This is a genomic window from Komagataeibacter swingsii (assembly GCF_003207895.1).
Lineage (GTDB): Bacteria > Pseudomonadota > Alphaproteobacteria > Acetobacterales > Acetobacteraceae > Komagataeibacter > Komagataeibacter swingsii.
On the sequence record NZ_NKUB01000013.1, the window covers coordinates 51000 to 73007 of the forward strand.

A 22008-nucleotide genomic window follows, 5' to 3' on the forward strand; every position below is an offset into this window, starting at 1 on the left:
TCATGCTGCGTTGTATAGATATCGTTAAGGACTACCATATTGACAAGGGAACGCGTCGTATCCTGGACCGTGTCAGTTTCCAGATAGAACGGGGGGAAAAGCTGGGCATTCTGGGGCGCAACGGTGCCGGCAAATCAACGCTTATCAAGATTATCGGGGGGGTGGAGCTTGCAACCTCCGGTCGTATTGAAATGGATATGTCGGTGTCGTGGCCCCTGGCGTTTGGCGGCGCGTTCCAGGGCAGCCTGAGTGGGTTGGACAACTTACGGTTTATCTGCCGGATCTATAACCTGGACTACAAGAAAACGCGTAAGTACGTGGATGATTTTTCGGAACTGGGAAAACAGCTTCTGGATCCGGTCAAGACATATTCATCCGGTATGCGCGCGCGCCTGGCTTTTGCCCTGTCCGTTGTGATCGAGTTTGACTGTTATCTTATCGACGAAGTCATCATGGTCGGTGATGCCCGTTTTTATCAACGTTGCCGGGAGGAACTTTTTGTGAAGCGGGCGGATCGCGCGTTGATAATTGTTTCCCATGACATGAACTTCATTAAGGAAATATGTGATAGAAGCGCCATCATTCATGATAGGAAATTGATCGAATGCAATAACGTGCAAGAGGGGATTGATTTATACTATAGTCTGTAATTGATTTAATTCTGCATGTGGTTGTCTGGTAATGAATGGTCGGATGGTGGTTGTCGAAACAACCAGGCCCGGCCTTTACACTTTATGTGCATATATTTTATTTTCATTCATGGTGATTTATACAAAATGAACAAAAACAAGCCATAAAAGGCATCATGCTGGAAATGAGGTACTGTTCTGCTGATGGATGGGGACATTGCCATATGATTTGTCCGTCATTCTCTCTATGATTATACGCTTCTGTAAACTCCCAGCCCACGTACGCAGGATGTTCCTGATGACTTCGTTGCTCCAAGAGGAATTGGCATGTATGTCAAGCCCGAACAGACTGATGTGTGATGCCTGATACGTTCACGCAAAGCGATGTTTCTTCTTCCCGCCGCTTTCTGCTGCTTCAGGGGTTGATGGGTCCTTTTTTCCATGAAATTGGAAAAGCGTTCCGCAAGACGGGCTATGCAGTTTATAAAATAAATTTCAATGGCGGGGACCAGCTGTTCTGGCGTCTGCCAAACGGCATTGACTTTACCGGCGGCATGGATGAATGGCCGAAATTCCTGGTCGATGTCCTGACCCGGTATGGCATTACCGATGTGATGCTGTTTGGTGACTGTCGCCCATTGCATCGCAAGGCGACGGAACTGTGTATCGAACGCAACATTCGCGTCTACGTGTTCGAGGAAGGATATATCCGTCCCGACTGGGTCACGCTGGAACTGGATGGGGTCAACGGGCATTCTTCCCTGCCCCGCAATCCCGAATGGTACCGGCAGCAGGCGTGCCTGCTGCCCCCGTTGCCCCCGCATGGTCAGGTGCCGTCGTCTTTCCGGCGGCGCGCGCTGGAAGCGGTGGCCTATAATGCCGCTGATCTGCTGACGCGATGGTATTTCAGGAACTGGCACGATTATCGTCCCTGGCATCCATGGAAGGAAGGTGTCGGCTGGCTCAAGCGTCTGTACCGGCGCGATGCGGCACAGGTGCGGACCGAACGCATCCTGAAGGAAATCGAGGATGACGGCATTTCCTACATGCTGTTTCCCCTGCAACTGGACGCGGATGCCCAGATTCGCCTGCATTCGGGTTTTGACGGCATGGAAGGGGCAATCCGGGTTGTGCTCGGTTCCTTTGCCCGGCATGCGCCGAAAGACCTTTTCCTGCTGGTCAAGGAACATCCCCTGGATAACGGGGTCAAGGACTGGCGGAAGCTGGTCTCGACCATGGCCCGGCAACTTGGTATCGGCAATCGGGTGCGTTATCTGGAAACGGGTGACATCGCGCAACTGGTGCGTGTGGCAAAGGGTGTCGTGACCATCAACAGTACCACGGGAACGCTGGCGTTGATCCACAATGTTCCGGTCATCACGTTGGGACAGGCGATTTACGACATTCCTGATATCACGGATCAGGGATCACTGGATCATTTCTGGGACGCGCCGACCCCTCCTGATCCCGCGACATTTGAAGCTTTCCGTCGTGTCCTGATTGATCGTTGTCTGATCGAGGGTGGTTTCTTTTCCCGTCAGGGACTGGCGCTTCTGGTGCAGGGGACGCTCCGGCGTATCCGGCGCACCTCGCCCGCGCAGGATGGGAAAGTATTTACGATATCGCATCTTGATGTCCCGCTACCGTCCTCCCATTAAGCCGATATGCACGCAATGTCAGGTCAGCCCCATATTTTCATGGACATTTCACGCCTGCTGTCACGGGCGCGGAATCCGATCCCGACGGGGATTGACCGGGTGGAATATGAATATGCCCGGTATCTTCTGGCGCATGAAGGGCATCGCCTGACATTCGTGGCCTTTCATCCTGCCGGTCTTATCGCGCAGGTCGGTACGTCGGCCGTCCGTGATTTTCTGGATGTCATGGGACCCGTGTGGGATGGCGACACGGGACTGCGCGCGCGTCTGCCCCACATGGCGCAGCGCCTGGTGCAGACCGTCCTGCTGTCATGCTGGACCATGCCGGCGTACAGGGGGGACAGTATCTACCTGCTCGTATCCCACCATCACCTGACCCGACCGCGTGCCATTGCACAGTTTCTGTCCCGTCACGGCAGCCTGTTCATGCCGATGGTGCATGACCTCATTCCCATTGAATTTCCGGAATATGCCCGTCCCGGTGAACCGGAGCGGCATGAACGACGCATGGCGACTGTTGCCCGGCTTGCCGCGGGCGTTATCGTTCCCGCCCGGGCCGTGGCGCAATCGTTGGCGCCTTATATGCAGGGGCGTCCGGCACAGAAACATGTACACGTCGTACCCCATGGATTGCATGTAAGGCTTTCCGGTCAGGGGGCGGGCACCATGCGTTTTCCCGCTGACGGTCGGCCCTATCTTGTATGCCTTGGAACGATCGAGCCACGTAAGAACCACCTGCTGTTATTGAATTTATGGCGACAGATGGTGAAGGAAACAGGTTCGCGCAGCAACACGCCGCGCCTGATTCTGGTCGGGCGGCGCGGCTGGGAAAACGAGAATGTTCTGGACATGCTGGAACGCTGTCCGGCGCTTCGGGACAATGTCCTTGAATATAACGACCTGTCCGACCCCGAGGTTGTCACCCTGTTGCAGGGATCGGCAGGGCTGCTGTTCCCGTCCTTTGCGGAAGGATTTGGCCTGCCGCTTGCCGAAGCACTCGTGCTTGGTGTGCCGGTGGCATGCAGCGATATTCCCGTTTTCCACGAAGTGGCAGGCGAGAACGCCATCTATCTCGACCCGACCGATGGTCCGGCATGGCGCGCGGCTATTGAACGGCTGTTGAAACAGGAACGCGGCGGCGACACGTCTGCGAAACGTGGCCTGCATCTGAACCTGTTCAACTGGCCGCGCCAGGTGGCGCTGGGGGTGCAGGCAGCAGACCAGACCGCAGCCTTTTTTCATTCCCGATCTTCCCATGGCCTGTGAGGATTTTTTGCGGTTTCAGCCGTGCATGACGATGTTCATGTCGGGTCATGGCCGGTCTGTTTCTTCATGAGGTTTTTCAAGTTCGGACAGGAAAATGGTTCCTCCGCCGGGGCCGCGTCCGCTCCGATGGTCTGGCTGGATAGCAGGAATGTTGGCAGGGCCGGGGGAACGGGGGTTGCAACCTATGCGCGTGGGTTGCAGGAATGCCTGGTTGCCATGGGGTTCCAGACCCGGTTCCTGTGGGATCATAATCCTGACCAGGCGGAAATGCGCGCAGGGGGCGCTGCACAACGTATCCTGAGATTCCTCAGGGCACTGGTGCCCGTGCGGCGGATCGGTAGCGGTTATCGGCAGTCAGGGGAAGCATATCCCCTTGTTCCTGATCTGTACAGGATTGCCCATGTACATTTCCGGATATGCAGGCACCTGTTGCGGCTGCGTGCGCCGATGCCGCCTGCCATCATGTTCTGGACATATCCACTGGCGGCCATTGTTGAAAATACGGTTAATGTGGTGACGATCCATGACCTGATTCCCCTGACCCACCCGGACCTGACCGGCATCCGTCCGGATTTTTTGCGTCGGCTTCTTACGGAACTAGTCAGGCGTGCGGATGTTGTTGTCACAGTTTCGGAAACGGTGCGGCAGCAGATCATGGACAGGTTGGGTGTACCGGCGGACAGGGTCTTCAATCTCTACCAGCTTGCGGGCGTGTCCCGGCACGAGCGTGAGCAGATGGTGGATGCGCCGCAGGTTGCACCCCAGGGCTGTTTTGTCTGTATCGGCCGTGTGGAAAAGCGCAAGAACATAGAGCGTCTGGTGGATGCCCATGCCCGCAGCGCAACACGGCGCCCGTTGGTCCTGTTGGGGCCGGATGGGGATGACATGCCTGATTTTACACCACGCACCCCGCAACAGCGGATCATTCGCGTGCCGTGGTGCAGCCGCCTGTCCCTGCTGCGCACCCTTGCGGATGCCCATGCCCTGCTGTTTCCATCCATGGCGGAAGGTTTTGGCCTGCCTATAATCGAGGCAATGGCCCTGGGCGTGCCGGTACTGACGTCACGGGGTGGGGCCACGGAAGAAATCGCGGGACAGGCGGCCGTGCTGGTTGATGCCCATGATATACAGGATATCACACGCGGCATCCGGGTGCTTGATGGCCTGTGCGCGGGCATGCCGGCATGGGAAACGTTGCGGGCTGCCGGTCTGCGGCAGGCGGAAAAATTTTCGCCTGCCGCCCAGAAGGCCCGTCTGGCGGCGTTCTATGCGCAGCTCCGCTTCCGGTTTCCTGATCTGCCTTTGCCGTCATGATGTCATATTGCGTTGTTAAACATCTGGATTAAGGGTTTTTTGCCGGTTTGGAAAAAATTTCTCTCTATTGCGTAGTGAATAGGATTCAGCGTAAATCGGACAGACCCAATCATTATGATAAAATGCCAGAAGTCAGATGTTCGCGGGATATCAACGGCGGTGAGCAAGAATAAAAAAGATATCATATCTGGCAAAATGGCAATACGATGTGCCGAAATATGTTGTCTGTAAAGGGCTGTTCAGGCAGGGAAGCTGAATTCATGCCGAATATGATTTTTCAAAGGTACCTATTATGCAGCAAAAGTGTAGGATAAAGGAAGAGGCGCCCGTTCGCCTGTTCAAGAATCCTGTCATGGAATCCCTGACGCTGCTGTCCTTTGGTGTATTCGCGGCGGTATGGACCGTTGTACTCTCTGTCGCCCTGATCGTAGCATGGTACATGTCGTCATCGGTAGGCAATCTGCTGTGGCACTGTCTGATCGGGTTTGTCGCCTGGTTCCCGTTCGAATATCTGATGCACCGGTTTCTGTTTCATTTTAACGGCCAGTCTGCATTCATGAAATCCATGATCTACCTCCTGCATGGCAACCATCATGATCAGCCCAATCATCCCCTGCGGAACCTGATGCCGCTCAGTGCATCGCTACCCCTTGCCCTGCTGATCTGGGTGGGGTGCGTATGCAGCATGGGATATGATGCGGGCAGCGCAGTGGCCGCAGGGTTCCTGTGCGGGTATGTCGCCTATGACATCGTGCATTATTCCTGCCACCAGTTCCCGATGCGTATGAGCCTGCTGCGCAAGATCAAGATTCACCATATCAACCACCATTATCGCCAGAGTAACGCCAACTATGCGATTACGGCGGTTTTCCTTGACCGGATATGCCACACGGATGTCAATCGTCCGGGCAGCAAGAAAATTTCCTAGCATCAGTATCCAACAGGTGATCTGGTGCATGGCTTTTTGCCGTGGCGCCATTTCCCTTCCGGTTCATGCATACGATCAAGCCGTGTGTGGCGTCTCCCCCACGCCCTGCCGGGGCGCCGGGATAGGGTGTCCTGTCATATTCCGGGTATCTTGCCGCACCGGCTCCAGCATTACGGCGTGGTTCTGCCGTCTATACGGTGGCCTGATGCTGTCCGCATGGTTTGATTTCAGTAAACGGATACTGCTTCGGCTCTCAGGCATTTCAGAAGATGGCCCCAGGTTACTTACTTTTTTCATGTTACTTTCAATAAAAAATCGTAAATCAAGCATGCGGCAGCCTGTTTCCTGCTGGAATATCTTAGAGACTGTTTGAAAAGTCAGATCATGATAGCGTTTTAAAATTAAAGAAAGTTTTTGGTGAAGCTTTTTGCAAAAGCTTCGAAAGAACGCCGCCTTTTTGAGAAAAAGGCGGCACCCAAAAACTTTTATTGTTTTTTATCAACGATTTGTTTTCAAACAGCCTCTTAAAGAATGTTTTTTTATTCACCGGGAAGGTGCGTAGGCAGCCCCATTGTCAGCATCCTGCCGGATGGTGGCAGGGGGCGTAATCGACTACATCGGCACTGGTCATGGTGCTGCATGCGGCCATCCGGATAATAAAGGATTGCTGCCAGTTCTTCCTGTGCGAAACTGCATTCGCGATTATGTTCATGTCACGGATTGGGCGGATGCGCAGATCCGGGTGATTGAACAAGCGGCCCTGGTGTCAGGGTGTCGTGGGAATGGGCGTGGCGTCTGCCGGATGCTGGGTGGCCAAAGCCGCGATCAGCGCGTTCAGTTGTGCCGGTGTCCGGCCAATGGGGGCAGGGGGATGGCCATTTTCCGCCAATGGAAAGGAAATGACGACATATGGGACATCGCGAACGGGGCCTGGCGTAATGATGCCGGGGATCGAGGGACGATGATCCCCGAAGAAAACAAGCAATGTCCGGCGTTTCTGTCCTGACAGGTCATTAATCAGGTTCAGGAGCATCTGGTCGCTGTTCGCGACATGCCTCAGATAATGCCGTAGCGGCGCGTCTGTGTCCGCATCCGTAGGCCACGGTCCGTGATTTTCCATGGTGACGGCATAAAACAGGGACGGTGTGCTGGCTGCCTGCACCATCCCGGTCAGTGTCCGTCCCAGCGCGATATCACCAAAATAGGGCATTCCCGGTGTCGGGACATGGGGACCGGGACTGACAACATGGGCAAATCCCATGACGGGCATCAGGGTTTCACGATCATAAAACCGCAGGTCATGCGGGTGGACGAATGTACTCTCATACCCGATGCTTTTCAGCCGCAGGGGAAGGGCATGGGCGCATTCACGCCGTACGGTCAGGAACGGATCATATTGCCGGAAGCCCAGCGTCCCTTCGTCCTGCCCAAACAGCACGCCATATTCGGAACGCATGGTATAGGCCCCGAACCCGCTGACATATAAAGGCCCCTGCTGCAACGCCAGTTGCCGGGCGCGGGCCAGGCCAGGCATGGGGGGCGCCTTGATGCCCGCTGGCAGACCCAGCGTTGCGGGATCGGCGAAGGATTCACATTGTATGATGAGGATCTGGTCATAGGCCGCCCTGCCCCGCAGGGGCGCAGGCGGCGGCAGGTCCGGACTGGCCCGCCACTGGCGCCAGTACATCAGCATGCTGCCGGGCAGCCCCAGTCTGGACAGGTCGCGTTTCATGTCAGGCAGGGGCGCCCATGATCGCGCGGGGCAGAGCCATAGCCCCATGCAGGCTGCCAGCACCATGCCTGCGCCCAGCAGGTGGGGAAGCAGGGCGGCTGATGCATATATCCATAACAGCAAGGGCGGAACCGTCGCCAGTATGATAAGGGCAATCCGGGCCATGGCGGGAATGGAAAAAAGATAGAATTTGGGATGCTGCAGGAAACTGCGTGCAACCACAAGGTCACTGAACAGCAGCGGCTCCCCCAGCACCCGATGCTTTATGTTGGATGCCACGACCGTGATGATCATAAGCACCGGGGTCATGAGGGTCGCGACAGGTACGCTGCCTGTTACCGCCAGCCATCCGCCATATCCGGCCAGGCTGCATAACATGTCCAGCATCCAGCGGCGGAGGGACGGGGGAAAGGTCGCGCGGGGGACCACGCCAGTACATTCAATGGCAGGCGTCACCAGAACAATGGTCATGAAGGCAGCCAGAGCCAGTGACGGTTGCATGAAAGTCCTGTCGTACGAGCGGGGCAGCAGGGCGCTGCAGGATAGGCGTCATCAATTGTGGCCCCTTGTATAAGCTATCCACAAATGGTTAAACACCCGGGTCATTGCTGATGGCTGTGAATCCATGAATGGCTGCATAAGGATTTCCGCAAGGGCCATCACCGGTCGGGAGCACCAACCATGACATTGGCATCGCGTTCCTGTCTGCTGCGGATGCCCCCTTTCCATCGGAAATTGCCTGTCATCGCCGTTCCGGCGTCCGGAACCGCCCCGGCCACGATCACGGACATGGATGATCTGACGCGACGTATCGTTGCCGACAGGACGGGTGGCCGGTTCTGGGCTGCTCCCCCGTCATGTACGCGTCCTGTCCTGATTTGTGCCGGTTCCGGTCTTGACCGGGACAGGACACGGGTCCTGGCCCGTCTGCTGGAACGGCTTGTTGCGTCCCGACCGGCGGCAGATCTCATGCTGGTTGCCGCCGGTCCCTATGGTGCTGCCGCCCGTGTCGCGCGCCGTCATGGCATTGTCCATCTTCATGAACCGGTCGATCCCCATGGCCTGCTGGACAGCGCGCATGAAATCCATGAAGTGGGACAGGGTGAGATAGGTGACCTGGCGGCCCTGCGTGGTCTGCCCGTCACGCGTTATGCCCGCCCGGATCAGGGTACCCGGATCGAAGGCCGGCAGGTTGCGCGCGGGCTGATCGAAGACTGGCGGTATCACGATCCCTATACCGGGCGGATTGCCACATTCGGTCATATCCTTGCCTGTCAGGCCCTGTGGCGGCGCATTATCGACACCAATCGCCAGATCGGGGCCTGCGTCGGGATGGCGTTGTGGAAACGTGGGCGGATGGCGGAATTTTTTTCCGTGCCGCCGACCCATCCCCCGTTCATGCGCAGCGCCCGCGCGGCGGCGCGGCGATGCGCGGCGCGTGGGCGGGCGATCGTGACATGGGCTACGCGGATGCCTGCGGGACTGATGACGGAGGCCGGTAAGGCCCGGGTGCCTGTCTGGCGCGTGGAAGACGGGTTTGTCCGTTCGGTCGGGCTGGGGAGCGGGTTGCAGGTCCCGGCCTCCATTTTCGTGGATCAACGGGGCATCTATTACGATCCGTCGGAACCGAGTGACCTGGAACATATTCTGGCCACCACCCCGTTTGATGACCGTTTGCGCGCGCGTGCGCATGCCTTGGCCAATCATCTGGTTCAAAGGGGGATCTCGAAATATGGCCGCTCTGAAGCTGGTCATCTTCGTGACTGGCATGCGCAGGGGCGGAGGACCCTGTTGGTGCCGGGACAGGTGAGTGATGATCTGTCCGTGCTGAAGGGCGGCGGCGGGATACGCGGTAACCTGGAACTGCTACAGGCGGTGCGGCAGTATAATCCCGATGCATTCATCATCTATCGTCCGCATCCGGATGTGACGGCAGGCCACAGGGCCGGGCATCTGTCGGAAGATGCCATACTGGCTTATGCTGACCATGTCAGTACGGGTGGATCCATTACGGATATGATGGCTCAGGTCGATGAAATTCATACCCTGACGTCACTCGCCGGTTTTGAGGGCCTCATGCGGCAACGCAAGGTCGTGACCTATGGCTGTCCCTTTTATGCCGGCTGGGGACTGACAACGGATATGGGAAAAATTCCAGCCGGGCGGCGAGGACGGGTTCTGGCGCTGGAAGAACTTGTGGCGGGCGCCCTGATCCTCTATCCCCGCTACATTGATCCCCTGACCCGCATCCCCTGTGAGGTGGAAGTCGTCATCGAGCGTTTCGGGGATCTACGTGTCTGGCGCCCGACGATACTCATGCGCATCAGGGCAGCGCAGGGACGCATGAAGGCCATGATGCCATCCTGAAGACCGGGTCTGTGTAATCCGGGACGGGCATATGGCCACGCATGGATGCCGGAGATCGGGGGAAAACATGACGGAGCATCACGGTTTCTGTAAACTGCTGTCGCCCTATCGGTCCGATTAGTCGATTTGTAATGCCCTTTCAGGATATAGCGGCTATGAAGGAGGAGATATGAGGATGAGACGCAGACGAGAGTGCATCATTAAATGAGAACGGTTAGCACCTTTGGCAGTACCCTTAAGGGGCTTGCAGTCGACTTTGGTTGTTTGTTTCGTGTCATTTACGCCCTGATGATGCGTGAGATCCATACGCGATATGGCCGTGAAAATATTGGATTTCTATGGGTTTTGGGGGAACCTATCCTGTTCTGCGCAGGTGTTGCGATCCTCTGGACAATGATACGGCCTTCCCATGAACATGGCCTGCCCATGACGGCCATCGTGGTGACGGGTTATGTGCCGCTAACGATGTGGCGGCACTGTTTGGGCCAGTCAGTCAAGGCGTTTGAAGCCAATGGTAGCCTATTGTTTCATCGTCAGGTCACGCCGATTACGATTATTGTTGCGCGATCGAGCCTTGAAATAATAGGCACGATCATGGCTGGAATTTTTGTTGTATGCGGTGCTGTTTTCTTGGGATTTATGAAGCCACCACAGTATTATGGAATTCTGTATCTGGGGTTGCTTTTTCAGACAATATTCTGCACGTCAATGTCCATGATTTTCGCTTCCCTGAGTGAGATGTCGGAGATTGTTGAAAAATTAATGAGTGTTTTTAGTTATCTAAGTTTGCCATTTACAGGCGCATTTACAATGGTCGACTGGATACCGCAAAAATATCGCTGGTATATGATGCTCTCCCCAAGCGTGGATAACATCGAAATGATACGCGAGGGGCAGTTTGGGATAAATGCGCATGCACATTATGATATACTCTATTGTTGTGGGATAAATGTTTTCCTTCTTGTTGTGGGACTCTATTTGACGCTTAATGTCAGAAAATATATACTTGTCCAGTAATATAATTAATATTAGGAAATTGACCCGTATTTATTTGTAATATCCTGAGCAAGATTTAGGAATTCAGGAGTAAATTATTAGGCGCTTCATGAGGTTCCCCATGGCCCCGATCCTTTGCATGGGGAACCCTGGTGCTTTGGCTATCGATACAGCCGCCTGTGGGATTAACCTCTCATGCATCTGGTCTTTTGAACCGGCATCGGGCGGGTCTTATGAATGGCCCGGAATGGAAAATGGCTCGTATGCCTGTGGTTCCATCAGAAAGCCGCCGGTTACGGATCGGAATGAACCGGAAGCCACTGGCTTCCGGTTGCGGCCTGAAGCGGGTAATGGGCCACCCTGAAACATCATCAATGCGATTTTCAAGACAGAATCATGAAGTGAATGAAAATCCCGTCTGTTTACTTGGCGATCCCACCCATGGATGTGCCAGGAGACAAAATCGTCGTGATCAGGTTCATGAACTTATAAAATTTATTACTGCTGGAATTGGCGATATAAATAAGATCGCCATTTCGCATCATGAATTTCTCAGCAAGGAAATAGCCGTTTGGATTCATCATATCCAATTGATAAACAACAGGTCCTGTTGTCGCATTTTCGTCAATGGGCATGCCAAGACGACGAAGGATATCGGCATTTTCGTAGCGGAAAAGATATACGGCATTGGGGTCCGCGCGTGAATCCAGTGGGCCGCCTACGCGGGAAATGGCCTCGGCCAGTGTCAGCGTCGGTGTCGTGAACTGGGTTTCGGTGACCTGGCCACTTGCGCCCAGCACCGAAAAATTGCGTGGCTGGAACGTGAGCTGTACCCGGTCGCCCGGTTGCATGACGATATTCTGGGCCGGTTCGTTTTCGATGACCTTGAGTGGCATTTCCGCAATCCGGTCATTGCGCGTCAGGCGAACGATGTAGTCCTCGTCCGACTCATTCGAATGTTCTTCCCCGCCCGCCAGGGCGATGACATCCAGAATGTGTTCCCGATTGGGGGTCAGGGGAATGCGGCTTGGGTGTCTGACGCCGCCATAGACCATAACGGAATTGGCGATGTCGGATACGATCCGGACTACGACCTGCGGTGATTGGGATTTCTGCTTCAACTGGGTCCGAATGGCCTGTGCGACCTGGGTCGTCGTCATGCCGGTGACATGCATGGACCCGACGAAAGGCATACGGATATTGCCGGCGCCATCCACATTCAGGGGTGGGAGGGTGCTGGCTGTGGATGCGCCGGGAATATTCACGCCGCCACTGGCCGCGGCCATGCCGGCGTTTGTGGGACTGAACAGGGCGCTCCCGACTTCATATATGGAAACCTGCAGGATATCCCCGGGGCCGACCGTATCATTCTTGCCTGGATTGCGGGGCGTGTTATCCGCATCCAGACTGGTGAACAATGCGGGGGATTCGCTCTCCAGCAACGTAATCAGGTCAAGACTGATCTGCACAATTCCATAGCCGACGGTATTCTTTTTCGGATCACGCTGGGTATGATTGACTTGCGCTTCCGTGGGGCCGCTATCTGGCAGGGCGTTGCATCCGGTCAGCAGCATGAGCATTCCCCCGATCGCAACCAGACACTGTCCCCTGCCCACGCGACGTTGCATCGGGGTCAAATCTTTCGGGCGATAGGAAATTGTCAATGTAACACCGTACATGGAAGTTATGGGGGAAAGCAGAGAGCAAAAAGGGGGAAATTCTAAACGCAGGCATCCAGCATGCCGTCAATATGGAAGATGGGAATAGCGTGCTGCTTCATTTATCAGTTTGCATTTTGGCTGACCATATACATATTGATCCGATCATCAGAATCCATACAGTTTGACTCAGTGCGCAACAGGAAAACGGTTCTAGAGGGTGTTATGCACTTTGTGCAAGCCATGGCGGCGTTTCCGGGCATGAAGCATGTGAACGCAATGACATGGAGATTTTCGGGCGTTGAAGCATAACGCCCGTAATCCTTGACAAGCCTGCGGCAACGTATGGCCCATGCGAAAGATCGCTCGACATCCCATCGGCGCGGCGGCAGGACGAAGCCAGGTCTGGCTTCGGGCAATCTGACGACCTCAAGGCAATTCCCTGTGCCCATGCTGCCTCGGCCGACTTTTCGCCTGTATAAACCCAGGTCGACATAAGCCAGTCCCGCGCTCGTCTGTCGCATCCTGAATGCGAAGACTGATGCTGTCTGTGACGGTCCGGAAGGCCCCGTTACCATGATTCTGGCGGGTGGGCAGATGAACGATCATCGCGGTGTCCGCCTTGCCAAAGGGGTATCGGATGAATGGTTGTAAATGAATCAGTTTCTGGTATTCTTTTAATCGCATGATATAATTAATTATTTAAATTTTAATGGGAATGCGATGCAGATATTGTTGAGCGGTGGATGCGGCTTCATAGGTTCTGCCGTTGTGCGGCATCTTATACGCCATACCGGCCACAGCGTCGTGAATGTCGATTGCATGACCTATGCCGCTTCCAGGGACAGCGTGGCGGACGTGGCGGCTGACAGCCGCTATCGCCATGTGGCCGCCAATATCGTGGATGGTGCGGCGATGCGGCAGCTGTTTGAAACGTATCAACCCGACGCCGTCATGCACCTTGCGGCGGAAAGCCATGTGGACCGGTCCATTGATGGTCCCGGCGCATTCATACAGACCAATGTGACCGGAACCTATTCATTGCTGGAAGCCGCCCATCAATACTGGCGCGGGCTGGACAGCGCGCGACAGAAGGCGTTCCGCTTCCATCATATTTCCACGGATGAAGTGTTCGGCCATCTTGGCCCCACCGATCCACCATTTACGGAAACCACTCCCTACGATCCCCGCAGCCCCTATTCCGCGTCCAAGGCGGCATCGGACCATATTGTCCGTGCATGGCATCATACCTATGGGATGCCGACCTTTGTGACCAACACGACGAATAATTACGGGATCTGGCATTTCCCCGAAAAGCTTGTCCCGCTTGTCACCATCAATGCGATCGAAGGCAAGGAACTGCCCGTTTACGGCAAGGGCGAGAATATCCGTGACTGGCTGTTTGTCGAGGATCATGCTGAAGCCCTTGTCAAGGCCATCGAACATGGTCAGCCCGGCGAGACGTACGCAATCGGCGCCCGCCAGCCCCGCACCAATCTGCAGGTTGTCAAGACGATATGCGCGGTGCTTGACGAACTGGTTCCCGATCCCAAGGGACCGCGTGAGCGTCTGATCCGTTTCGTCACGGATCGTCCGGGCCATGATTTCCGCTACGAGATTGATCCAGGCCATGCCGAGCAGGCGCTGGGCTGGAAAGCCCGGCATGATTTCGAGACCGGCATCCGGCGTACCGTTCAATGGTACCTGGATAACCGGGCATGGTGGCAGGGCATCCGTGCACAGCGCTATACCGGTCAGAGATTGGGGACACAGGCATGACCATTGTTCCTGTCACACAACCCCGGCCCATGAAGGGCATCCTGCTGGCAGGTGGATCGGGCACGCGCCTGTACCCGATGACGATCGCCACATCCAAGCAGTTGCTGCCGGTCTATGACAAGCCGATGATCTATTATCCGCTGACGACATTAATGCTGGCGGGTATTCGCGACATCCTTATCATCACGACGCCGCAGGATATGGCGCAGTTCAAGCGCCTGCTGGGGGACGGGTCCCAGTTCGGGGTCAAATTCACCTATCGTGTCCAGCCTTCTCCCGATGGTCTGGCGCAGGCCTTCCTGATCGGGGAAGACTGGATAGACGGCGCGCCATGTGCGCTGGTGCTGGGTGATAACCTGATTTTTGCCGATCACCTCAGCGTCCTGCTGCGCGCGGCGGCGGTGCGGCCGGAAGGGGCGACGGTGTTCGCCTATCAGGTCCGCGATCCCGAACGCTATGGTGTGGTGTCATTCAATGATGCCGGCCGGGCGCTGAGCATTGTTGAAAAACCGCAGCATCCTGAATCGAACTGGGCCGTGACCGGCCTGTATTTCTACGATCACCGGGTGACGGAATTCGCGAAACGGGTAAAGCCCAGTCCGCGTGGGGAACTGGAAATAACCGACCTCAACAGGATCTATCTGGAAGAGGGCACCCTCAGGGTCGATCGGCTCAGTCGTGGCTGCGCATGGCTGGATGCGGGCATGCCCGACAGCCTGATGCAGGCAGCCAGCTTCGTGCAGACCGTCCAGTCCCGCCAGGGCATGCTGGTTGGATCTCCGCTCGAAGTCGCGTTCCGTATGGGTTACATTGATCGTGAAACCCTCAAGGCGCAGGCGCTGAAAATGGCCAAGACCGAACTGGGGCGCATGTTGCTTGAACTGGCCGAACCTGTCCGACACCATCCCTCTGGCAAATAGAACAAGGTTTCCATGAAAGTCGAACGCCTCGAAATACCGGACGTCATTCTGGTCATGCCCCCGCGCTTTGGTGACAACCGCGGTTTCTTTTCGGAAACCTATAATCAGGAACGCATGAAGGACGCAGGAATCGCCCTTCCGTTCGTTCAGGATAACCAGAGTCTGTCGCGGCAGAAAGGCGTTGTCCGGGGATTGCATTGCCAGATTGCGCCGCATGTGCAGGGCAAGCTGGTCCGCTGCACGAAGGGCGCGATCTGGGATGTGGCGGTTGACGCCCGCACCGGGTCGTCGACCTATGGCAAATGGGTGGCGGCCGAACTTTCGGAAGAAAACTGGTCGCAGCTATGGATCCCGCCGGGTTTCCTGCATGGTTTCGTGACCCTGGCTGAAAATACGGAAGTGCAGTACAAATGCACGGATCTGTATGACAAGGCATCGGAACGGGCAGTGCGTTGGAACTGTCCGGAACTTGATATCGCATGGCCTGTTGACCCTGCCACGGCCATCCTGTCCGACAAGGATCAGGTTGCGCCCGGTTTTGCCGAAGCCAAAGGCTGGTTCAGCGTATAAGGGGGGTATCAACATGGGCGGTTCTATTCTTGTCACGGGTGGACGTGGGCAGCTTGCGCAGTCTCTGGCGAAACTGGGTGGTCAGCGTGTCATTGTCGTCGGACGGCCTGAATTCGACTTTGACAGACCTGCGACCATTGCGGCCACTATTGACCGGTACAAACCGTCCCTTGTTGTCAACGCGGCGGCATGGACGGCCGTGGATCTGGCGGAAAGCGAAGTGGATGGCGCGACACGCGCCAATGAAACAGGTCCTGCCGAACTGGCACGTGCCTGTGCGCGGCATGACATACCGCTTATTCACGTATCGACGGATTATGTGTATGCTGGTGACAAGGGGACCCCATATACGGAAACGGATCCCATCTCTCCCCAGACCGTGTATGGCCATACCAAGGCGGCAGGCGAGCAAGCCGTTCTGGCGGAAAACCCCAGGACCATAGTACTGCGTACGGCTTGGGTCTATTCCCCCCATGGCAAGAATTTCGTGCGTACCATGCTGAATGCAGGCGCCAAGAATCCGCAACTGAAGGTGGTGGGTGACCAATCTGGCAATCCGACCAGTTCGGACGATCTGGCTGAGGGTATTCTGGCCATTATCGAAAAGCTGCAGCAAGGTTGGCAGGATGGGTATGCCGGTGTGTACCATGCAACCGGTTCTGGCGAGGCAACCTGGCACGACCTCGCCGTGACGGCCCTGCAGGAAGCTGCCAAGGCCGGGCAGCCCATGCCGGAAGTGACTGCCATCCGCACGCAGGACTGGCCGACCCCTGCCAAGCGCCCGAAGGATTCACGTCTTGATGGCGCGAAGCTTGAAAAAGTCTTTGGTGTAAAATTGCCCCACTGGCAGGACAGCGTCGCCCGTACCGTCAAGGAGATCATGGTCCCGCAAAAGCCTTAGTCGTCTGTCGGACCGGGATCTTGCTTGTAATGTCCTGGCTGCGGCCTGTGCCGGATGCGTCCGGGATGGGCCAGCGTTTGCTGGCCGGAAACACGAGTTCTACATCGGCGGAATAGACTTTCTGATGACGTGGTATCCCGACTGTCCAGCGCAGGTTCCGCGCGCTCAGGGCCTGAATGAAGGAACGGGGCAGACAGGCCATAACCTGCATCCGCAAGACGACCACAGCCAGAACGGACACCTGCGGCACATGGGCGATCAATCTCTTCGATAGCCTTCTCCGGTGTCTGACGATTTGCTTTCCTGCCCAGAGTCGAGGCATATTGGGGCGCCACGCCAACAGAATGTTCGCCCTTTTTGGGAAGGGAGGTATCCTTGATGATCAGCCATGAACGCGTGCCGCCCACCAGATGGTCACTATGACGCCGCAGAGTAGCCTCAGGTAGCGCACTGTCCCACACACCGGCACTGACGAAATGATGCAACCGGTCATGAGGGATATCGCCACTGCGTGCAGCCATGGGCTGGATGCTCCCGCGCTAACCAGGTCCGATCAGGCCTGCAGTGTAAGCCGGACACATCGCCCTCTGCGCTTTGTGACCTAGGGCGGCCAGAAATGACGCAAGCCATACTTCCAGATCCGATCGCCAGCCGTTGTTCATCGCCAGATCCTACTGCAGATGGCCCGCCATGAATCACTGATCGCACCCGTTGGGAATCCTTATTCCGAATTGTCTGCCAAAGTAGTGCTGGGCCTGAAATAGCATCTGGTGGGATCAATGCTCAATGAAAACTCGGGCCGGTTCTTCGTGAAAATTGACATACAGTATTTACTTTTTTTCATAAATCATATAAAATAGAAGAAAGATATTTTTTTCTGGAGATTGTCGCGTGTCGAGGTTGGGTGAAGCACTAAAAGCTGTGGTTAATATGGAAAATAAGCAGCTTAATTCTATATTTCTTTCTGAAGCACGGAAGTCTGCTCGACAACAAGATTGGAAACTGGCAGTAGAGAAATATCGGAAATTCCTTAATTATTTTCCGAATAATAGTAAAGTTTTAGTCCAATATGGACATGCTCTTAAAGAGAGCGGTTTTATTAATGAAGCCGTATTAGCCTATGAGCGTGCTGCGAGGCTAGATGACACATATGACATTTATCTTCAATTGGGACGTGGCCTCAAGTCGCAGGGGTTGACTGATCGTGCTGCTTTAGCTTTTGCGCATGCGGTCAAGCTGGGTTCAAGCGATTCATCGGCAGAAAAAGAATTGCATGCTTTAGGATATAATCTTCATCATTTACCCCAACCTCCAAAATTTATTCAAGATGAGGAGTTTCAACAGAAAATATACAATGAAAAAAATATAAAATTATTTGGATCAAGATTTAATAATATAATAAAGAACAAAAAATTTTCCAGTCTGGATGAAGTGCTGTATGTCAATCATCTGACAAAAGATTTTGTGCATCTATTTGATGGAAAATATTATTTTGATTCGCTCGACATAGGTAAAAATTATGAATATGATTTAAATTATTTGTGCATAATTCATTTTATATTATACGGAATAGATAAAATTTCACCCATAAATGCTGAAATGGCATTTGATAAGGAATTTTATGAAGAAAATTATAGAACTTTATTTAGAATAAGTGATGCTGATCTTTATCGATATTGGATAAATTTTGGTATCAAACACAAGCAAGCACCAAACGAAACAATATCAATTCTTTCAAAAGAAAATTTTGAAACAGATCTTTTTCTGAATTCGATAGATTATAATTTTTTCAAAGAATGTAAGGGCAGCTTTCCTGATGAATGCAATAAATCTGAAATTATTAAAGATTTCATAAGTGGCGGTTTCTTGGAAACTACAGCTGTTCTGGTCCCTAATGAAAAAACTGCACAACTATATAAATCCATTGCCGATAGAGCGCGTATAAAGGGCAATCTTGAGTTATCTGTTTCCATATTAGAGCATATCTTGACATGGCTGCCAGATGACTATGAAGCCATACAATCTTTAGGCGACAGATATTATGATCTGGAAAGATATTTAAACGCCTCTTGGTGTTATGAAAAAATAATTGCATCAAACAAAGAAGATAGATGGGTTTTGCAGAATCTCGCCGGCGCTTATGCCCGCATGAGGCGGTACAAAGATGCTTATGATTTAATTACCAAGGCTTCCATTGCATATCCGCAATATCCTATGATAAGAGAAAAAAGAAATAAAATAATAGATGATTTTTTCATACAAAGCGTTAAAGACTATGAATCTTTATCCAGTATAGATCGCATTTCTGAAGGCCAAGATATTATAGATGAATATTGCAAATCTGTTTCTGAGATAATAGATGAAAGCTTCAGTAGTCATAAAAAAATAAAGTCAGTAGCTCTTTATAGTCTCCTAGACCTAAAACAGTGTAAATTTTACAGGGTTGACCAAAAGCTCGAGCAGTTGAAAAGCGCAGGCTTTGAGGCCGAGGTATTTGATTCGAATAAGGATTTAGATAAATTTTTATCGAGCATAGATAAATTTGATGCTGTTATTTTTTATAGACTTGCGCCCCTGCCTAATATCGTGCCTGCGATAATGGGAGCTAGACGCGCCGGCCTAGTCACGTTTTATGAGATAGATGATCTTTTATTTTTAAGAAAAGATTATCCTGGCTCTTTTGAAAGTTATGCTGGCCAGATTGATCGTGCAACCTACAATATGTTGGCTATGGGGGTACCACTCTTCGCACGAGCGATGAGTATGTGCGATTATGGTATAGCCTCTACACCTACACTTGCGCGTGAGATGAAACCCTTTGTTCAAAAGGGTATAGTTTATGTACATCGCAACGGTTTGGGTTCCGATCACGAACGCTATATCGAATATCAACAGATCAAACGTGAAAATTTCCCTGTAACCATTTTTTATGGTTCAGGCACCAAGGCTCATAAACAAGATTTTGTTGAAATTCTGGAACCTGCCCTGTTGGAACTGGCAAATAAGTTTGGAGAAAAAGTCAAGTTTGTCCTTATGGGATGGTTGCCAATATCAGATACATTCAGGAAAGCTGCTGGTGCCAACTTAACTTTGCTGGAACCCGTATGGGATATCCATGGATATTGGTCCATTATGAGAGCATGTGACATCAATGTTGCCATCTTAAAGCCTTCGCTGAATGTCGACTGCAAGAGTGAGATAAAATGGATCGAGGCTGCTTTGTTTGGGATTCCTTCAGTCGTAAGCAGAACAGCTACGTATGAAGAAGTTATTGAAGAAGGTAGAAGCGGTTTTATGTGTGACACCGTAGCCGACTGGGTGCAGGCCCTGGAGGCATTGGTAAAGGACGCAGATCTTCGCAGGCGAGTAGGACTGGTCGCCCAGGATTATATCCGTAAAAATTATACAATAGAAAAAATGGGAGAAAACTTAAGAAATATTTTTGATAGTATTCCGTGTCAAATTAGGAATGAAAATAGAAAAAAAGTATTAATTGTAAACGTCTTTTATGCGCCGCAAATGATTGGTGGGGCTACCCGTGTAGTTCATGACAATGTGAAATATATAAATAAAAATTATGGAGATAAATTCGAAATAGAAGTTTTCACTGCTATTGATGAAGCCGAAATAGATTACAAGGTTAACACTTACTGTAATGAAGGCATTCGGGTAACGGGCGTTACGCGCTCTGTTGCCGGTGAGGTATTGTATCCATATGAAGATAAAAGAATGGGAGAAATTTTTAAAAATCATTTAGAAACATTTAAACCTGATCTTGTTCATTTCCATTGTATACAGAGGCTTTCACTATCTGTAGTCAATGAAACGCGTAAGGCAGATATACCTTATATTATAACGGCACATGATGGATGGTGGATATCGGACAATCAATTTATAATAGATAAGTTTGGCGAAAGTTGTCTTTATGATTATCTTGATCCTATTTCTGTCCTTAATAAGTTTGGTCGCGATAGTTTTTCGCGTATGCAAGCACTCCAACCTGCCCTTTTCTCGGCGAGAAACGTGCTGTCTGTTTCACGGAATTTCGGGAAGATTTATCGTCAGTGTGGTCTGCCAAACGTTATAGATATTGAAAATGGTGTATCTGACATTTCTGTATTTGATAAAATTCCCTCAGAAGACGGTCGTGTCAGAATTGCTCATATAGGTGGTATGGTAAAACACAAGGGATTCCATTTATTTCGTGAAGCAGTTCAAAATAATTCCTATGAGAATATACGAATTATTTTGGTTGATCATTCAAAACCGTCGGGATATATTTATGAAAGCATTTGGGGTACAACCCCAGTAACTATAATTGGGAAAGTAAAACAAAAAGATATGGGCGAAATATATCGCCAGATTGATGTTTTGGTTGCACCTTCCATATGGCCAGAGAGTTTCGGTCTGGTCACGAGAGAGGCATTAATTAACAATTGCTGGGTGATAGGCTCTGATAGAGGTGCCATATCCGAGAATATCTCGGAAGGGAAGAACGGGCATATTGTAGATGTTTCGAGCGCTGCTGGAATATCAAGTATATTACGCAAGATCGATTTGAACAAAGATGTTTATCTATCGTCCCCTGTTCATCAGGCTGTCATAAAAACTGCAGATGAACAAGGAGAAGAATTGATCTCCCTATATGAAAACATAATATTTGGGTCTGTTAGCCCATAAATAAAACAATGGTTATATTGCTGTTTGTGATTATGTCGTACTCTCCTTTTTTGTATCTACTCAAAGGGGGAGTTCCTGGTTTTTATGTCTAGAGGGTGTTATGCACCTTGGGCGAGCATAGCTGCATTTCTTAGCATGAAGCACGCGAACGCGATGACATGGAGACTTGCGAGGGTTGAGGCATAACGCTCGTAATCCTTGACGAGCCTGCGGCAGCGTGTTGCCCATGCGAAAGATCGTTCAACGACCCATCGGCGCGGCAGCAGGACAAAGCCGCGTTTGGCTTCGGGCAACCTGACGACCTCAAGGGCGGTCCCCTGGGCCCGTGCTGCCCCGGTAGGTTTCGTAAGCATCCGGTAGAAGCCGCCTTGTAGGCTGATAGGACCGGATATCTCTTCTGTGCATGGACGATTTTATCGAGAATGAACACGAGACGGTCGCAGCGAATGTCGCAGCGACTGCCCGGAGAAACCATGCAGCAATCGAGATTGTGGGGGAACGCCGCCGGGCCTATACGCCGGCCTTTCGCTCCCGGGTTGTAAAAGCCTCGTTTGAAAGCGGGCTCTCCATTCGTGAAGTGGCCCGCCAGTATGGGATCCATGTCAGTCTT

The 22008-nt window shown here is 52.6% G+C and carries 15 protein-coding genes and 3 pseudogenes; 13 read left to right on the plus strand and 5 right to left on the minus strand.

From position 1 onward, the window contains the following. Nucleotides 1-2 precede the first annotated feature (2 nt). From CFR76_RS11210 to CFR76_RS11230, 5 genes are all read left to right on the plus strand, one after another. A complete protein-coding gene (locus CFR76_RS11210; RefSeq protein ID WP_110557110.1) occupies nucleotides 3-650 on the plus strand; it encodes an ABC transporter ATP-binding protein in 648 nt (215 codons plus the stop codon). 338 nt (nucleotides 651-988) lie between these two features. Further along, nucleotides 989-2287, plus strand: a complete 1299-nt coding sequence (locus CFR76_RS11215; protein ID WP_110557111.1) for a capsule biosynthesis protein — start codon at nucleotides 989-991, stop codon at nucleotides 2285-2287. A 39-nt stretch (nucleotides 2288-2326) separates the two neighbouring features. Next, entirely contained in the window at nucleotides 2327-3553 is a 1227-nt protein-coding gene (locus CFR76_RS11220) for a glycosyltransferase family 4 protein (protein WP_110557112.1), read from the plus strand. Between the two features lie 66 nt (nucleotides 3554-3619). Further along, nucleotides 3620-4867: a glycosyltransferase family 4 protein gene (locus CFR76_RS11225; protein WP_244191894.1), complete on the plus strand. Its 1248-nt coding sequence runs from the start codon at nucleotides 3620-3622 to the stop codon at nucleotides 4865-4867. A gap of 352 nt (nucleotides 4868-5219) precedes the next feature. Continuing rightward, complete coding sequence (locus CFR76_RS11230) at nucleotides 5220-5795, plus strand: sterol desaturase family protein (protein WP_244191895.1); 576 nt, start codon at nucleotides 5220-5222, stop codon at nucleotides 5793-5795. Between the two features lie 766 nt (nucleotides 5796-6561). Here the strand turns inward: CFR76_RS11230 and CFR76_RS11235 are convergent. Then, nucleotides 6562-8028, minus strand: coding sequence for an LTA synthase family protein (locus CFR76_RS11235; RefSeq protein ID WP_244191896.1), 1467 nt, complete (start codon nucleotides 8026-8028; stop codon nucleotides 6562-6564). A gap of 288 nt (nucleotides 8029-8316) precedes the next feature. Between CFR76_RS11235 and CFR76_RS11240 the strand changes: the two genes are divergently transcribed. Both CFR76_RS11240 and CFR76_RS11245 read left to right on the plus strand, forming a co-directional pair. After that, on the plus strand, nucleotides 8317-9894 hold the full coding sequence (locus CFR76_RS11240; RefSeq protein ID WP_110557115.1) for a capsular polysaccharide export protein, LipB/KpsS family: 1578 nt from the start codon (nucleotides 8317-8319) through the stop codon (nucleotides 9892-9894). 204 nt (nucleotides 9895-10098) lie between these two features. Next, on the plus strand, nucleotides 10099-10911 hold the full coding sequence (locus CFR76_RS11245; RefSeq protein WP_208623980.1) for an ABC transporter permease: 813 nt from the start codon (nucleotides 10099-10101) through the stop codon (nucleotides 10909-10911). A gap of 401 nt (nucleotides 10912-11312) precedes the next feature. On the opposite strand, the gene CFR76_RS11250 is transcribed toward CFR76_RS11245, so the two are convergent. Together CFR76_RS11250 and CFR76_RS11255 are read right to left on the minus strand one after the other, a co-directional pair. Then, a complete protein-coding gene (locus tag CFR76_RS11250) occupies nucleotides 11313-12464 on the minus strand; it encodes a polysaccharide biosynthesis/export family protein (RefSeq protein ID WP_244191897.1) in 1152 nt (383 codons plus the stop codon). A 344-nt stretch (nucleotides 12465-12808) separates the two neighbouring features. Further along, nucleotides 12809-13060, minus strand: a pseudogene (locus tag CFR76_RS11255) (IS5/IS1182 family transposase); the annotation flags it as partial. Between the two features lie 211 nt (nucleotides 13061-13271). Between CFR76_RS11255 and rfbB the strand changes: the two are divergent. The 4 genes from rfbB to rfbD are packed head-to-tail and all read left to right on the plus strand — an operon-like array spanning nucleotide 13272 to nucleotide 16718. Next, a complete protein-coding gene (gene rfbB / locus CFR76_RS11260; RefSeq protein ID WP_110557117.1) occupies nucleotides 13272-14327 on the plus strand; it encodes a dTDP-glucose 4,6-dehydratase in 1056 nt (351 codons plus the stop codon). Nucleotides 14328-14356: 29 nt separating this feature from the next. Beyond that, nucleotides 14357-15247, plus strand: a complete 891-nt coding sequence (rfbA, locus tag CFR76_RS11265) for a glucose-1-phosphate thymidylyltransferase RfbA (protein WP_208623981.1) — start codon at nucleotides 14357-14359, stop codon at nucleotides 15245-15247. A 12-nt stretch (nucleotides 15248-15259) separates the two neighbouring features. After that, nucleotides 15260-15817 (plus strand): dTDP-4-dehydrorhamnose 3,5-epimerase, encoded by a 558-nt coding sequence (rfbC, locus tag CFR76_RS11270; RefSeq protein ID WP_110557119.1) that lies wholly within the window; start codon nucleotides 15260-15262, stop codon nucleotides 15815-15817. A 13-nt stretch (nucleotides 15818-15830) separates the two neighbouring features. Further along, on the plus strand, nucleotides 15831-16718 hold the full coding sequence (gene rfbD, locus CFR76_RS11275) for a dTDP-4-dehydrorhamnose reductase (RefSeq protein WP_110557120.1): 888 nt from the start codon (nucleotides 15831-15833) through the stop codon (nucleotides 16716-16718). Between the two features lie 73 nt (nucleotides 16719-16791). Here rfbD and CFR76_RS11280 read toward each other — a convergent pair. Continuing rightward, a pseudogene (locus tag CFR76_RS11280) lies at nucleotides 16792-17380 on the minus strand (transposase); the annotation flags it as partial. A 229-nt stretch (nucleotides 17381-17609) separates the two neighbouring features. Here CFR76_RS11280 and CFR76_RS11285 point away from each other — a divergent pair. Beyond that, nucleotides 17610-21398: a glycosyltransferase gene (locus tag CFR76_RS11285; protein WP_146222665.1), complete on the plus strand. Its 3789-nt coding sequence runs from the start codon at nucleotides 17610-17612 to the stop codon at nucleotides 21396-21398. A gap of 98 nt (nucleotides 21399-21496) precedes the next feature. On the opposite strand, the pseudogene CFR76_RS11290 reads toward CFR76_RS11285, so the two are convergent. Then, nucleotides 21497-21676, minus strand: a pseudogene (locus CFR76_RS11290) (transposase); the annotation flags it as partial. Between the two features lie 125 nt (nucleotides 21677-21801). Between CFR76_RS11290 and CFR76_RS11295 the strand changes: the two are divergent. After that, a partial coding sequence (locus CFR76_RS11295; protein ID WP_146222666.1) for a transposase occupies nucleotides 21802-22008 on the plus strand: 207 nt, incomplete at its 3' end.

Bases quoted from the DNA above. Each gene is read 5' to 3' on its own strand.
- CFR76_RS11210 (WP_110557110.1), top strand. From the start codon at position 3: ATGCTGCGTTGTATAGATATCGTTAAGGACTACCATATTGACAAGGGA.
- CFR76_RS11215 (WP_110557111.1), top strand. From the start codon at position 989: ATGCCTGATACGTTCACGCAAAGCGATGTTTCTTCTTCCCGCCGCTTT.
- CFR76_RS11220 (WP_110557112.1), top strand. From the start codon at position 2,327: ATGGACATTTCACGCCTGCTGTCACGGGCGCGGAATCCGATCCCGACG.
- CFR76_RS11225 (WP_244191894.1), top strand. From the start codon at position 3,620: ATGAGGTTTTTCAAGTTCGGACAGGAAAATGGTTCCTCCGCCGGGGCC.
- CFR76_RS11230 (WP_244191895.1), top strand. From the start codon at position 5,220: ATGGAATCCCTGACGCTGCTGTCCTTTGGTGTATTCGCGGCGGTATGG.
- CFR76_RS11235 (WP_244191896.1), bottom strand. From the start codon at position 8,028: ATGCAACCGTCACTGGCTCTGGCTGCCTTCATGACCATTGTTCTGGTG.
- CFR76_RS11240 (WP_110557115.1), top strand. From the start codon at position 8,317: ATGGATGATCTGACGCGACGTATCGTTGCCGACAGGACGGGTGGCCGG.
- CFR76_RS11245 (WP_208623980.1), top strand. From the start codon at position 10,099: ATGAGAACGGTTAGCACCTTTGGCAGTACCCTTAAGGGGCTTGCAGTC.
- CFR76_RS11250 (WP_244191897.1), bottom strand. From the start codon at position 12,464: ATGCTGCTGACCGGATGCAACGCCCTGCCAGATAGCGGCCCCACGGAA.
- rfbB (WP_110557117.1), top strand. From the start codon at position 13,272: ATGCAGATATTGTTGAGCGGTGGATGCGGCTTCATAGGTTCTGCCGTT.
- rfbA (WP_208623981.1), top strand. From the start codon at position 14,357: ATGAAGGGCATCCTGCTGGCAGGTGGATCGGGCACGCGCCTGTACCCG.
- rfbC (WP_110557119.1), top strand. From the start codon at position 15,260: ATGAAAGTCGAACGCCTCGAAATACCGGACGTCATTCTGGTCATGCCC.
- rfbD (WP_110557120.1), top strand. From the start codon at position 15,831: ATGGGCGGTTCTATTCTTGTCACGGGTGGACGTGGGCAGCTTGCGCAG.